Source organism: Nocardiopsis listeri, from assembly GCF_020741345.1.
Lineage (GTDB): Bacteria > Actinomycetota > Actinomycetes > Streptosporangiales > Streptosporangiaceae > Nocardiopsis > Nocardiopsis listeri_A.
The window spans coordinates 1-13,335 of the sequence record NZ_DYZD01000286.1; the positions used below are offsets into that span (position 1 = coordinate 1).

Annotated in this window: 10 protein-coding genes and 1 pseudogene; 9 read left to right on the top strand and 2 right to left on the bottom strand. The window is 71.4% G+C overall.

All coding sequences use genetic code 11. The features are described 5' to 3' along the window. Positions 1-26: 26 nt before the first annotated feature. The 6 genes from K8V84_RS15205 to K8V84_RS15230 are packed head-to-tail and all read left to right on the top strand — an operon-like array spanning position 27 to position 7,959. Complete coding sequence (locus K8V84_RS15205) at positions 27-1,298, top strand: sugar ABC transporter substrate-binding protein (RefSeq protein WP_304075336.1); 1,272 nt, start codon at positions 27-29, stop codon at positions 1,296-1,298. 47 nt (positions 1,299-1,345) lie between these two features. Further along, positions 1,346-2,518, top strand: coding sequence for an ADP-ribosylglycohydrolase family protein (locus K8V84_RS15210; RefSeq protein WP_304075339.1), 1,173 nt, complete (start codon positions 1,346-1,348; stop codon positions 2,516-2,518). Continuing rightward, entirely contained in the window at positions 2,515-3,870 is a 1,356-nt protein-coding gene (locus K8V84_RS15215; protein WP_304075342.1) for an ADP-ribosylglycohydrolase family protein, read from the top strand. Before K8V84_RS15210 ends, K8V84_RS15215 begins: the two co-directional genes overlap by 4 nt. Next, positions 3,867-5,918 carry an SUMF1/EgtB/PvdO family nonheme iron enzyme gene (locus K8V84_RS15220; RefSeq protein ID WP_304075345.1) on the top strand — a complete coding sequence of 684 codons (2,052 nt, stop codon included), beginning with the start codon at positions 3,867-3,869 and terminating at the stop codon, positions 5,916-5,918. The genes K8V84_RS15215 and K8V84_RS15220 overlap by 4 nt, the downstream gene beginning before the upstream one ends. Then, positions 5,915-7,123, top strand: coding sequence for a CoA transferase (locus K8V84_RS15225; RefSeq protein ID WP_304075349.1), 1,209 nt, complete (start codon positions 5,915-5,917; stop codon positions 7,121-7,123). Before K8V84_RS15220 ends, K8V84_RS15225 begins: the two co-directional genes overlap by 4 nt. Further along, a complete protein-coding gene (locus K8V84_RS15230; RefSeq protein WP_304075351.1) occupies positions 7,120-7,959 on the top strand; it encodes a CoA ester lyase in 840 nt (279 codons plus the stop codon). Before K8V84_RS15225 ends, K8V84_RS15230 begins: the two co-directional genes overlap by 4 nt. A 48-nt stretch (positions 7,960-8,007) precedes the next feature. Here the strand turns inward: K8V84_RS15230 and K8V84_RS15235 are convergent, their stop codons facing one another. Next, complete coding sequence (locus K8V84_RS15235) at positions 8,008-8,547, bottom strand: M23 family metallopeptidase (protein WP_304075353.1); 540 nt, start codon at positions 8,545-8,547, stop codon at positions 8,008-8,010. 253 nt (positions 8,548-8,800) lie between these two features. Here K8V84_RS15235 and K8V84_RS15240 point away from each other — a divergent pair. Both K8V84_RS15240 and K8V84_RS15245 read left to right on the top strand, forming a co-directional pair. Next, a pseudogene (locus tag K8V84_RS15240) lies at positions 8,801-8,959 on the top strand (SAM-dependent methyltransferase); the annotation flags it as partial. Between the two features lie 312 nt (positions 8,960-9,271). Beyond that, complete coding sequence (locus tag K8V84_RS15245; RefSeq protein WP_304075355.1) at positions 9,272-11,260, top strand: prolyl oligopeptidase family serine peptidase; 1,989 nt, start codon at positions 9,272-9,274, stop codon at positions 11,258-11,260. A gap of 42 nt (positions 11,261-11,302) precedes the next feature. Here the strand turns inward: K8V84_RS15245 and K8V84_RS15250 are convergent, their stop codons facing one another. Then, positions 11,303-12,262: a LysR family transcriptional regulator gene (locus tag K8V84_RS15250; protein ID WP_304075357.1), complete on the bottom strand. Its 960-nt coding sequence runs from the start codon at positions 12,260-12,262 to the stop codon at positions 11,303-11,305. A 96-nt stretch (positions 12,263-12,358) separates the two neighbouring features. Here K8V84_RS15250 and K8V84_RS15255 point away from each other — a divergent pair. Beyond that, positions 12,359-13,335 (top strand): MFS transporter (locus K8V84_RS15255; protein WP_304075360.1); only part of this gene is annotated, 977 nt, incomplete at its 3' end.

The window sequence follows — 13,335 nt, forward strand, 5'->3', positions numbered from 1 at the left end:
CCCCTTGAGGAAAGGAACCCCCCTCAATGAACACCCGAGTCGCCTCCGTGGCGGCCATCCCCGCCACGTTGTTGCTCATCACCGCCTGCGGAGGCGGTGACGGTGGAGACGGCGGTGAGGTCACACTGGAATTCCAGTCGCTCTCCGACCAGCCCGCCGCCATCGAGGCCACCGAACAGATCGTCGAGTCCTGGAACCAGGAACACCCCGACATCCAGGTCGAGATCGTCCCCGCCGGCTGGGACGGCGTCTACGACAAGCTCATCACCCAGTTCAACGGCGGCGCCGCGCCGGACATCATCCACTACGAGGCCGCCGGCATCGCCCCCTTCGCGGTCGACGGATACCTCGCCGACCTGTCGGACCTGATGTCGGACGCCATGCGCGTGGACATCCCCTCCGGCGTCATGGACTCGGTGACCGTCGACGGACAGATCGTGGCCTACCCGACCGAACTGCAGTCCTACGTGGTCTTCGCCAACCGTGGTCTGCTGGAGGACGCCGGGGTGTCGATCCCCGAGGACGAGACCATGACCTGGGACGAACTGCGCGAGATCGCCGAGGCCACCACCTCGGGCGACCGGTACGGACTCGGGTGGGGCCTGTCCAGCCCCACGGCCGCCTTCATGTCCATGGCACCGGCCTTCGGTGGCACGTTCTTCGACGGCACGGGTTCCGACGCGGGTCTGGTCATGGAGGAGGGCGAGACCGCCCTGCCCGAACTGGTCGGGGAGATGGCCCACGACGACAAGTCCATCCAGCCGGTCAGCCTGACCCAGTCCGGTTCCGACGTGCTCGCCTCCTTCTACGCCGAGGACGTCGCCATGACCGTCCAAGGCTCGTTCCAGGCCGCCAACATCCAGGCCGACGCGCCCGACGACCTGGACTGGATCGTGCTGCCCCCACTGGAAGGCCCGGCCGGACCCTGGCAGGCGGCCAACCCACAGACCCTCTCGGTCAACGTCGACTCCGAGCACGTGGAGGAGTCCGTCGAGTTCCTGGAGTACTTCACCTCCACCGAGAACCTCGCCGAGCTCAACGAGGCCGACGCCCTCATCCCGGCGACCGAGTCCGCCCGGGAGATCATGGGCACCTCTTTGGCCGACGAGTCCGGCTGGGAGACCATCCTCGAATCCGGCAACCACCTGGAGTCCTCGCCGTTCCTGTTCGTGGACGCCTACCCGCAGTGGAAGGACACCGTCGCCACCCCGGCCTACCAGCGTTTCCTCGCCCAGGAGATCGACGCCGACGAACTCGAGGCGGAGCTTCGGGCGGGCTGGGACGAGATCACTCAGTAGCGGCCCCCAGGACGCGCACGGCGTCCACTGACGAAGGGAAGTGACCCGTGGACTGGTTGCAGGACAGGGCGGTGGCCGTCATCACCGGCGCCGCGGTGGGCGACGCTCTTGGCGGCGCCACCGAGGGATGGACCCCCGAACAGATCGAGGAACGGCACGGTGGCAGGGTCACCGGGATCGTCGGACCGTGGCATGAGAACTGGCGCGACGCCCGTCCGATCGCGCCCTACCACAAGGGTGACGGACACATCACCGACGACACCCTCATGACCCGGGCACTGGTCGAGGTGTACGCCAAGCGTCGCGAGCACCTGGACGCCTACGCCATGGCACAGGACCTCGTGCCGCTGATGATCGGCGAGCCGCGCTGGATCCCCGAACTGGAGTCGACGGCCCTGCTGCTGCAGAGGGTCTTCCTCGCCGAGAAGTGGATCGTGGCCCGGCTGCACTACGGGCACGTCGACCCCCGTGAGGCGGGGGTCGGCAACGTCGTCAACTGCGGGGCGGCCATGTACGTGCCCCCGGTCGGATTGGCCAACGCGGGTGATCCCCGCGCGGCCTACGCCGAGGCGATCGATCTCACCGGCGCGCACCAGGCCAGCTACGGCCGTGAAGCGGCCGGGGTCTTCGCCGCGATGGTCGCCTCGGCCGTCGCGCCGGGCGCGGCCCTGGACGACGTCGTCGCCACGGCGTCGGAGGTCTCCCACGATGGGACCAGGGCCGCCCTGGAAGCGGTGGTCGAGGCCCTGGGCGGGTTCGATGGCCCGCCCACCGACGACGAGGGAGAGCGCGCCCTGGCCCGGCTCGTCCGGGAGACGGTCGCGCCCTTCGACTCGGTGGGGCCCCAATACCGGAACATGTCCATGGACGCGCGCCGCCCCTCGCGGACCAAGGCCATCGAGGAACTGCCCGCCGCGCTGGGTCTGCTCCTGGGACACCGGGGCGACTACCGTGGGTCGGTGCTCGCCGCGGTCAACTACGGGCGCGACGCCGACTCGATCGCGGTCATGGCGGGGGCGATCTGCGCCGGGCTCGGCGGTGCGTCGGTCGTTCCGAGCGAGTGGCTCGACCCCGTGGAGGAGGCCAGCCGGATGGACATCCGTGCGACCGGACGCCTCATGGGCGAGGCCGCCGCCGACATCCTGCGGGCCGACCGTGAACGCGCCCGTGCCCGGCTACGGGTGCTGGACACCCTCGAAACGGGGGGTGTGCCCGCATGAGGCTCACCTGGGCACAACCGGAGGACCTGCTCGCCCACGAACTCGTCCAGTCCGAGGCCGAGGGGCGCGACGTCAGCGGTGTTCGCCGGACCTGGACGGCCGCCGGGGGTGACCCGGTCCCGGCCGTGGGCGGGGCCGCGCCCACGGCGGCCGGCCCCCGGCTGCGGGCACTGGCCCGCGACCTCCTCGACGAACTCGACGCCCTGCCCCGGCCCGAACAACCCGGCCACTGGGCGGAGGTCGAGACCGCGCTGCCCGCCGCCCCGACCCGACCGGCGCTCCCGCACGACCTGCGCGAGCGCGTGCACGGGGCCTGGGCCGGACGCGCCGCCGGGTGCCTGCTCGGCAAACCGGTGGAGAAGATCCCCCGACAGGGCATCGAGGAGATCCTGCGCGCCACCGGCCGCTGGCCCTTGGACCGCTATTTCACCGCCGTCGGCCTGCCCGACGACGTCGCCGCGCGCCGGCCGTGGAACCGGCGCAGCGCGGGCACGTCGTTGGAGGAGAACATCGACGGCATGCCCGAGGACGACGACCTCGACCACCCGATGCTCGCCCTCACCCTGATGGAACGGCACGGGCGGGCCTTCACCACCGACGACGTGGCCGCGCTCTGGCTCGACCTCATGCCCGCCGGCCGCGTGTTCACCGCCGAACGCGTGGCCTACCGCAACCTCCTGGACGCCCGTCCCGTTCCGGAGACCGCGACCCGGCACAACCCCTTCCGAGAGTGGATCGGCGCGCTCATCCGCACGGACCTGTACGGGTGGACCAACCCCGGCGACGTGCGCGCCGCGGCCCGTCTGGCCTGGACCGACGCCCGACTCAGCCACACCCGCGAGGGCGTGTACGGCGCCATGTGGGCGGCGGCCCTGGCCGCGTGCGCCCTGACCCACGACACGGTCGAGGAGGTCCTGGACGCCGCGCACACGGCCCTGCCCCCGCAAAGCCGCATCGTCGAGGCCATCGACCTGGGCCGGGACGCGGCCGCGCGCGGCGACGTCCGTTCCGGCCTGGACCGGCTGCACGCCGCCTACGGCCACCTGCACTGGGTGCACGTGCTCAACAACGCGGCCACCATCGCCTACGCCCTGACCCGGGGCGAGGGCGATTTCACCCCGAGCGTCTCGATCGCGGTCACCGCCGGTTGGGACACCGACTCGGCCGCGGCCACGGTCGGCGGCGTGGTGGGCGCGCTGCGGGGCTTCGACGGGATCGGCGCACAGTGGACAACCCCCCTGGACGGACGCATCGCCACCTCGCTGCCCGGCGGTGAACGCCGCATCGAGGACCTCGTCACCCGCACCCTCGCCCTCGTCGAGCCCGACCCGAACTCCCCGAGGACCCCATGACCTACACCTTCGACCCCCTGGTCCCACGCCCGATCGACCGGCCCACCGAGGTACCGCTGGAGCCGGCCCCCACCTCCGAACACCTCTCCGGGCTCGACGACGCCAAGATCTTCGCCGCCCCAGACAGGGCCGCCGACCGTCCCGCCTGGCGGGCACGGCTGCACGCCTGGCGCGAGGACGCCCGCGCGCGGCACCACTACGACGACTCCGCCTACACGCGCCCCGAGGCGGCCTGGGCGGCCCGCTGCCACACGGTCGCCCAGGTGTGGCTCTGGGACGAGCTGCTCTACTCCTTCGCCGAACATCGCTTCACCCCCGAACGGTTCCTGGCCGACGCCCGGGCGCGCTTGGGCGGTCTGGACGCCCTCGTGCTCTGGCACGCCTACCCGGTGATCGGTCTGGACGATCGCAACCAGTGGGACCACTACCGTCAGGTTCCGGGACTGTCCGGACCCGGCGGGTTGATCGACACCCTGCACGCCGCGGGGGTGCGCGTGTTCGTCGACTACAACCCCTGGGACGTGGGCACCAGACGCGGCGCCGACGACGTCACCGAGCTCGCCGCGCTCGTGGCCGACCTGAAGGCCGACGGGGTCTTCCTCGACACCCTCAAGAAGGCCGAACCCGAACTGGTGGACCGGCTGGAGGAGGCCAGACCCGGGGTGGTGCTGGAAGGGGAGTCGAAACTTCCGGTGGAGCGGATCCAGGACCACTCCGCGTCCTGGGCGCAGTTCTTCGCCGACTCTCCCGTGCCCGGTGTGCTGCGCGCGCACTGGTACGAGCGCCGCCACATGCAGCACCACGTGCGGCGCTGGCACCGCGACCACACCGAGGAACTGCGGTCGGCCTGGCTCAACGGCGTCGGCCTCATGGTCTGGGAAGTGGTCTTCGGTGTGTGGGTGGGCTGGTCGGCGCGCGACGCCGCCACCCTCGCCCGCATGGTCGCCGTCCAGCGCGCGGCGGGCGAGCTGTTGCTGGAGGGGGAGTGGACCCCGCTCACGGAACTGCACCCCGACGCCGACTCGGCCGGGGTGTATGCCTCCCGCTGGGAGCACGAGGGCCTCACCCTGTGGACCCTGGCCAACGTCTCCGGAACCGATCACGACGGCCCGGTGCTTCCCGAATCCGGCGGGGAGGAGGGGGTCCACTTCGACCTCACCGGTGGTGGCCGGCTCCCCACCGATGGGCACACGCTCGTGCCCGCCCACGGCGTGGCCGCGCTGTTGCACGTGGCTCCGGGAACGGCCGTGCCCGAGTGGCTTCCCGGGCTGTTGGAAGAGCTTTCCCGACGGCCGCACAATCCGGACGCGCGCTTTCCGCACCGTTTGTCCCACCGGATCGCCTCCGCTGCGCCGCGGTTCGCGCACACCGGTCCGGGCCCGGAAGAGGACGCGGTCGTCGTCCCGGCCGGCCCCTACGTGCTGACCGTGCGCCACCGGGGACGCGAGACCGGCATGTACCAGGGCGCGCCCTACGTCGACGAGTGGAAACCGCTTCCCCCGCGTCTGCACGACGCCCGCACCCTCCAACGCGACGGTGAGCTCACCGAGCCCGTCGCGGTGGCCGCCACCGAGGTCACCAACGCCGAGTTCGCCGAGTTCCTCGCCGCCACCGGCCACACCCCGGACACGGCGCACCGCTTCCTCGACCACTGGAGCGACGGCCGACCCGATCCGAGCGCGCGCGATGAGCCGGTGACCTTCGTCGACCTCGACGACGCCCGCGCCTACTGCGCCTGGCGGGGCGGACGCCTGCCCACCGAGGACGAGTGGCAGCTCGCCGGTGAACAGGGCGGTCTGCGTCGAGGCGAGCCCGCGGTGTGGAACTGGACCGAGAGCGAACACAGCGACGGACGCACCCGCTTCGTCATGCTCAAGGGCGGCAGCGACCACCACGCCCACGGATCCGACTGGTACGTCGAAGGCGGCCGCCGGGCGCCCGACCACAGCGTCAAGCTCCTGTTGCCGGGGTTGGGACAGGCGCGTTCGGCCACGGTCGGCTTCCGCTGTGCCTGGGACCTGCCGAGGGGGGAGGGGGAACCCGCGTGACCGTCTCCCGCGATTCCGACCGTGGGGCCCTGGCAGGGCTGCGCGTCGTCGACGCCTCGACGCTCTTCGCCGGACCCATGGCCGCCCAGCACCTGGGCGACATGGGGGCGCACGTCACCAAGGTCGAACACCCCACCAGACCCGACCCGGCGCGCACCCACGGGGCCGCCGCCGACGGCGTCAACCTGTGGTGGAAGACCCTGGGCCGCAACAAGCGGACCGTCACCGCGGACCTGTCCGGCCCCGGCGGGCGCGAGGTGTTCCTCGCCCTGGCCGAGCGGGCCGACGTGGTGATCGAGAACTTCCGTCCCGGCACCCTCGAACGCTGGAACCTGGGCCATGCGGAGCTGTCCGCGCGCAACCCCCGTCTGGTACTGGCCCGGGTGAGCGGCTTCGGACAGGTCGGCCCCTACCGCACCCGCCCCGGCTTCGGCACCCTCGCCGAGGCCATGAGCGGGTTCGCCGCCATGACGGGTGAACCCGACGGGCCGCCCACCCTGCCGCCCTTCGGGCTGGCCGACGGCATCGCCTCCCTGGCCACCGCCTACGCGGTGATGGTGGCCCTGTCGGCCCGCGAACGCACCGGCCGTGGCCAGGTGGTCGACACCGCCATCATCGAACCCATCCTGGCCATGCTGGGCCCGCAGATCACCCGCTGGGACCGGCTCGGTACGGTCCAGCCGCGCACCGGGAACCGGTCGGTCAACAACGCCCCGCGCAACACCTACCGCACCCGTGACGGGCGCTGGGTGGCCGTCTCCACCTCCGCCCAGTCGATCGCCGAACGGGTGATGCGCCTGGTGGGACGCCCCGAACTGATCGACGAACCGTGGTTCGCCACCGGGGCCCAGCGCGCCCGCCACGCCGACGAACTCGACGAGGCCGTGGGTTCGTGGATCGAGAGGCACACCCGCGAGGAGGTCGTCGCCGCCTTCGAACGGGCCGAGGCGGCCGTCGCCCCGGTCTACGACGGCGGCGACATCGTCGACGATCCCCAGTTCCGGGCGCTGGGCACGGTCCACCGGATCGAGGACCCCGACCTGGGGTCGACCCTGATGCAGGGGCCGCTCTTCCGGCTCTCCGAGCACGACGGCGTCATCGGGTTCACCGGACGACCGCACGGCGCCGACACCGACGAGGTCCTGGCCGAACTCGGCTTCTCCGAGGAACGCATCGCCGAACTGCGCGAGGAGGGTCAGGTGTGAGCCGCACCCACCACGAGCGCCCGCCGCTCACCCTGCTGTACACGCCCGCCGACCGCCCGGACCGGGTGGCCAAAGCCCTGGCCGGGGACGCCGACGTCGTTCTGGTCGACCTGGAGGACGCCGTGGCCCCGGCCCGCAAGGAGGGTGCGCGGGCCGAGGCCGTCCGGCTGCTGTCCCGGGTGGACAGGCCGGTGCAGGTGCGCCTCAACCACCCCGACACCCCCTGGCACACCGGCGACGTGGCCGCCCTGGCCGAACTTCCCGCGCACGTGGGCGTGCGGGTGCCCAAGGTGGAGACCGCCGACCAGGTGAGCGCGCTGGCCGCGCGGCTGCCCGGGCGGGACCTGCACCTGCTGATCGAGTCGGCGCTGGGGGTGGAACACGCCTTCGACCTGGCCGAGGCCGCACCCACCGTGGCCTCGATCGCGCTCGGCGAGGCGGACCTGCGCTCGGACCTGCGCGTGTCCACCGACACCGGTCTGACCTGGGCTCGCGGTCGCGTGGTGGTCGCGGCCCGCGCCGCCGCGCTACCGCCCCCGGTCATGTCGGCGTATCCGCACGTGCGCGACCTCGAAGGACTGGCGTCCTCCTGTGCGGCCGGGCGCGACCTGGGCTTTTGCGGGCGTACCGCGATCCACCCGGCCCAACTGCCCGTCATCCGCGAGGCGTTCCTGCCGAGTGCGGGTGAGGTCGACCGGGCCCGCGAGGTCGTTCGCAAGGTCACCGACGCCGAACTCGCGGGTGTGGGGGCCATCGCCCTGGCCGACGGCACCTTCCTGGACCGGGCGATGCTCGATCAGGCCCGCGCGGTCCTGGCCCTGGCCGCGACCGCCTGAACACGAACCGCCCCGCTCCCGGGAAGGAGGCGGGGCGGTTCGCGAGCCTCAGCAGCCGGTGCTGCTGGTGATCGAGGTGTTGCCGTAGTAATAGATCTCCACGCCGTTGAGCACGACCTCCACGACCGCGCCGTTGACGCGCTGTTCGTAGTGCAGGTGCGGCCCGGTGGAGCCGCCGGTGCTGCCGACGGTGCCGATCGCCGTGCCGGTGGAGACGCTGTCGCCGACCGCCACCGACTGGGTCTGCAGGTGGGCGTACAGGGTCGTGATGCCGCTGCCGTGGTCGACGATGATGTAGCGGCCGTAGCTCTCGTCGCCCAGGTCGGCGACCGTGGTCACGGTGCCCGGGGCGCTGGAGAGCACGTTCTTGCCTTGGGCGTCCGAGCGCTGGAAGTCGACGGACAGCAGCGGGTTGTGGTTGGTGCGGGTGTTGGCGTTCCAGACCTGTCCGCAGTCGAAGGGCGTGCGCAGGTTCAGGTCGGCCACGGACACGTCGTCGGCCGAGGCGCCCGCGGGGGCGAGCACGCTCAGGAACAGGGCGGCCGCGGCCGTGGAGGCGAGCCGCTTGAGGGTTCGGGAGAACGTCATTCGGGTCCTTTCTCGCAGAGCGGGGTTGCGAGACCCCACGAGGCGGTTACCCGATCACCGGCCGTGAATTCATCCCGGATGTCGGTTGGTTTCGTCCGAGCAGGTCATGGCCGAAAAATTCCTTCGCCCGCGTTCCCGTCCACCGATCGCGAAAGCGGACATCGTCTTATGGGGCAGGCGATTCGTACTTGTCCTGCGTGTGCGGAAACGAAGGGATGCGAGGTTATTCCTCCCCCCGTGACAAGGCGACTTCATGACCGGGCTTCCCCGGATCGACACCACCAAGGCCCACTCCGCTCGGATCTGGAACCACCGGCAGCGAGGCAAGGACGACCACCCCGTTGACCGGGAGGCCGATGACCACGTCCTCCAGGCCTATCCGGAGACGGTCGCCGCCGCGCGGGCCGACCGCCGGCCACCGCGCGCACCAGCAGGATCGCCATCGCCACGGTGATCAGCGGAGTGCCCACCCCGAGGAGGGTCTCGGCCCAGGTGGGGAGGGTGAGCGGATCGATGGCGTAGTCGGCCTCCGACAAGCGGAGATCGCCGATCCCACCATCAGCGCGACCGTCTGTAGAACCGGCACCGACCAGGGGTGGCGAGGGGTGGGCGTCGAGGTCTCGTTCATGCCCCATAGTGGGCGAACCGGGGCCCGATCCGCGTGAGCGCGCGTACTCAAAGCCCCGACGGTCGCCGAGACGGGCGCCCGCGATAGCGTGAGGCGGTGTTCTCAGACTTCACCGACATCGAAGCCTTCGTCCGGATCCCCCGAATCTCCGCCGTGACGGTCGGACCCCGAGGTCGGGTGGTCGCCGCCGTCTCCGAGCCCGACGAGTCCGGTTCGCGGTTCGCCTCGGCCCTGTGGGAGCTCGACCCGGCGGGGCGGGCCCCGGCCCGCCGACTCACCTTCTCCGAGCGGGGAGAGAGCACGCCACGATTGGTCCCCGACGGTTCGTTGCTGTTCACCTCCCGGCGTCCGGACCCCGAAGGTGGACCGGGCGGGGACGCCACGGCGATCTGGCGCCTGCCCGAGCACGGCGAGGCGAGCCCGGTCGCCCGAACGGCCGGCGGCCTGAAGATCGCCGGCGTCGCCGACGACGGTTCGATCCTGGCGACGACGAGTGTGACGGTCGGGGCCGACCTGGACGATGACGCCCGCCTGCGAGGTGCGCGCAAGGACGCCGGGCGGTCCACCATCTGGCACACCGGAATGCCGGTCCGCCACTGGGATCACGCGCTCGGCCACCTCAGCGCGCGCCTGGTGCTCGTCTCCCCGGACGGTGAACTCACCGACCTGACCGAAGACGCCGACACCGTGGCGCTGAACGCCGGGTCGGCCGACCTCTCCGCGGACGGCCGGACCGTCGTGACGACCTGGACCGAACGGGTCCGGGGCGGGCAGACCCGCACCGGCATCGCCGTGATCGACACCGCGACCCACAAGCGGACCACCCTGTTGGCGGCCGACGACGACCAGGAGTACGGCTCGCCGCTGCTCTCTCCCGACGGCTCCCACTGCGCGGTGACACGGTGGACGATCTCCACCCCCACCGACACCGGTTACGGCTCCCTGTGGATCCACCCGCTCTCGGGCGGAACCCCGGTGGGCGTCGACGTCGGCGACCTCACGATCCGCGAATACGCGTGGCGGCCCGACGGAACCCTGCTGATCGCCGGTGACCTGCACTCCTCCGGCGCGGTGCTCACCGTCGACCCGCGCACCGCACGAGTGCGGACCCTGGCGGACGGAGCGGTGTTCTCCTCCCTGGCCCCGGCGTCGGACGGCTCCGTGTACGCGCTGCGTTCCGACATCACCACGCCTCCGCGCCCCGTGCGGTTGACACCGGAGGGCGAAACGAGCGAACTCCCGGCACCCGGAGCGGTGGAAGCGCTTCCCGGACGTCTGGAACGGGTGTGGACCGAGGCCGAGGGTGTGCGCGTCGGTGCGTGGCTGTGCCTGCCGGAAAGCGCTTCCTCGGCCACTCCGGCACCGGTGATGCTGTGGATCCACGGCGGACCCCACACCTCCTTCAACGCGTGGAGCTGGCGGTGGTGCCCGTGGTTGTCCGTCGCCCGCGGCTACGCCGTGCTGATGCCGGACCCCGCCATGTCCACCGGTTACGGGAACGCCGGGCTGAACCGTGGTTGGCCCCGGCGGCCGGACGTGGTCTACGGCGAATGTGAGGCGCTGCTGGACCAGGTGCTGGAGCGCCCGGAACTGGACGCCTCCCGCACCGCGCTGCTGGGCGCGTCCTTCGGTGGCTTCATGGCCAACTGGATCGCCGGGCACACCGATCGCTTCTCGGCCATCGTCACCCACGCCGGCCCCTGGGCACTGGAGCAGCAGCACCGCACCACCGACGCGGCGGCCAAGAAGATGCGTGTGCACGGCCACGAGGACGACGACCCCGAGTGGTACCGGGCCAACTCCCCGCACAACGGCGTGGCGCGTGTGAGCACCCCGGTGTTGATCTCCCACGGGGACCGGGACTACCGGGTGCCGATCGGCGAGGCGCTACGGATGTGGTGGGATCTGGTCTCGGGCTGGGACGGACCGCCGGAAACGCTGCCGCACCGGTTCCTGCAGATGACCGGCGAGAACCACTGGGTGCTCACCCCGTCCAACATCCGGGTGTGGAACGAGGCGGTGCTCGGGTTCTGCGATCAGCATGTTCTGGGGGCCGACCCGGTCCCCGACGTCCTGCCCTGGTGAACTCCGCAACGAACCTCGGCCGGGTTCGGACCGTCGCGGCGCCTAACCGAGGACTCGGAACGCCGACCGTCGAGAGGGGGCCGGCTTCGATCGACTCGACTGTTCGAGCAGTTCGGCCAGGGCGAGCAGAGCCGGGGTGGTGTGGTCGGTGCGCCGGACGAACCCGAGCCGGCTGGTGGCTTCGAGGCCGCGGACGGGCAGGTAGCGCAGGTCCGTGCGGGCGTGGTGTTCGATCAGTGGTCGGCAGGCGAGCAGGGCGTGATGGCCCGAGGCGACCAGCGCCATGCCCTGTTGGACGGTGGTGATGCCGGTGGTGGACGGGATCGGCGCGCCGGAGGGCGTGACCGGTGGGGTGCGGGCGGCCATCCAATAGTCGGGTGCGTCGCCGGTGCGGTGCAGCAGGTCGAGTCCGGCGAGGTCCTCCTGGTCGATGGCGTCCCGATCGGCAAGGGGATGCTCGGCGCCGAGGACGACGAACTGGTCCTGGGCCGGGAAACGGAAACCGACGGTCAGTTCCGGATCGTGAACCGGCAGTTCGGCGATCACCGCGTCCACGTCGCCTTCGAGCACCGCGGTGAAGGGTGAGCCGAGTGGAAGGTCGTGGGTGTGCACGGCCACCCCGTGTCGGTAGTGGAGAGCGCGGAAGGTGGCCGTGATCTCTTCGTAGACCATACCGGTGAATCCGATGCGCAGTTCTTCGACGGCCCCGCGCATCGCTCGTCCTCGAGCACGGTCGAAGGTGCGCAACAGGCCACGGTAGGCGGGGCGGACCTCTTCGACGAACCGGGCGCCGGCCCGGGTCAGGGCGACCCGGCGACTGGTGCGGGCGACCAGCCGTGCCCCGATCCGGGACTCCAGGGCGGCGATGAGCTGGCTGACCCTCGACTGCGAATAGCCCAGGCGTTCGGCGGTGCGCCCGAAGTGCAGTTCCTCGGCCAGGGTGATCAGGCACTCGATCTGCTGGAGGTCGGCCTGGTGCATCGTGGGGGGTCTGTTGCTCACGCGGCCCAAACTATCAGGGCATCGATGAGCAGGACTGATCGATGGATGAGGAAATCGGCGTTGTTCCGGGGCTCTCATGGCGATGGACTGGTGGACATGCCTTCCTCCTTCTCTTCGACCGACGCGGCTCGTGGTCGGCGCACCTCCCTGCCCCGGTGGGTCGCCGTGGGCGTGTTGACCCTGGCGACGTTCCTGGTGGTGACCTCCGAGATGTTGCCGGTCGGCGTGCTCACGCCGATGGCCGATGGTCTGGACATCTCATCGGGGGCGGTGGGTTCCAGCCTGACGATCACCGGTCTGGTCTCAGCGGTCACGGCCCCCGTGGTGCCACGGCTGTTGGGGGACCTGGATCGGCGGATGGTCCTGGCCGTGGCGATGGTGGTGCTGGCCATCGGCAACGGGCTGACCACGATCTCCGACGGTTTCGGGGCGCTGGTCCTCTCTCGGATCGTCCTGGGCATCGGCATGGGCACCGTTTGGGGTCTGGCCTCGGCGGTGGCGACCCGGCTGGTCGAACCCCGCAACATCGCCTTGGCGGTGTCCCTCGCCGTGAGCGGAGTGGCCATGGCCTCCGTGTTCGGTGTACCCCTGGGGACCTTCGTGGGCAACGCCTTCGGGTGGCGGGCCGCCTTCGGCGCCCTCACCGCGATCGCGCTGGTCCTGGCCGCTGCGCTGCTGTTCGCGTTGCCCAAGCTTCGTCGACCACGGACGAGCGGTGACGGGGACGACCCGGGCCGACGCCGCCCCCTGGCCCGTCCAGCGGTCGTCACCGGGATGGTCGTGGTGGCGCTGCTGGTGTCCGCGCACTTCGCCGCCTACACCTATGTCCGCCCCGCCCTCGAAGAACTTCCCCGGATGTCGGCGAACGGGATCGCACTGTTGTTGCTGGTCTACGGGGTCTTCGGGCTGATCGGCAACTTCGCCGCCGGGGCCGCCGCGGGGCGACGGCCCCACCGGACCGTGCTGCTACTGGCCGCCGGCATCACCATCGCCATCGCGACCCTGGCCTGGTTCGGAACCGTAGCGGCGACCGCCGGAGCGGCGATCGCCCTGTGGGGCGTGTCCTACGGCGG

What these genes read in the sequence shown, in the direction of transcription:
- K8V84_RS15205 (WP_304075336.1), top strand. Translation starts at nt 27, where the DNA reads ATGAACACCCGAGTCGCCTCCGTGGCGGCCATCCCCGCCACGTTGTTG.
- K8V84_RS15215 (WP_304075342.1), top strand. Translation starts at nt 2,515, where the DNA reads ATGAGGCTCACCTGGGCACAACCGGAGGACCTGCTCGCCCACGAACTC.
- K8V84_RS15220 (WP_304075345.1), top strand. Translation starts at nt 3,867, where the DNA reads ATGACCTACACCTTCGACCCCCTGGTCCCACGCCCGATCGACCGGCCC.
- K8V84_RS15235 (WP_304075353.1), bottom strand. Translation starts at nt 8,547, where the DNA reads ATGACGTTCTCCCGAACCCTCAAGCGGCTCGCCTCCACGGCCGCGGCC.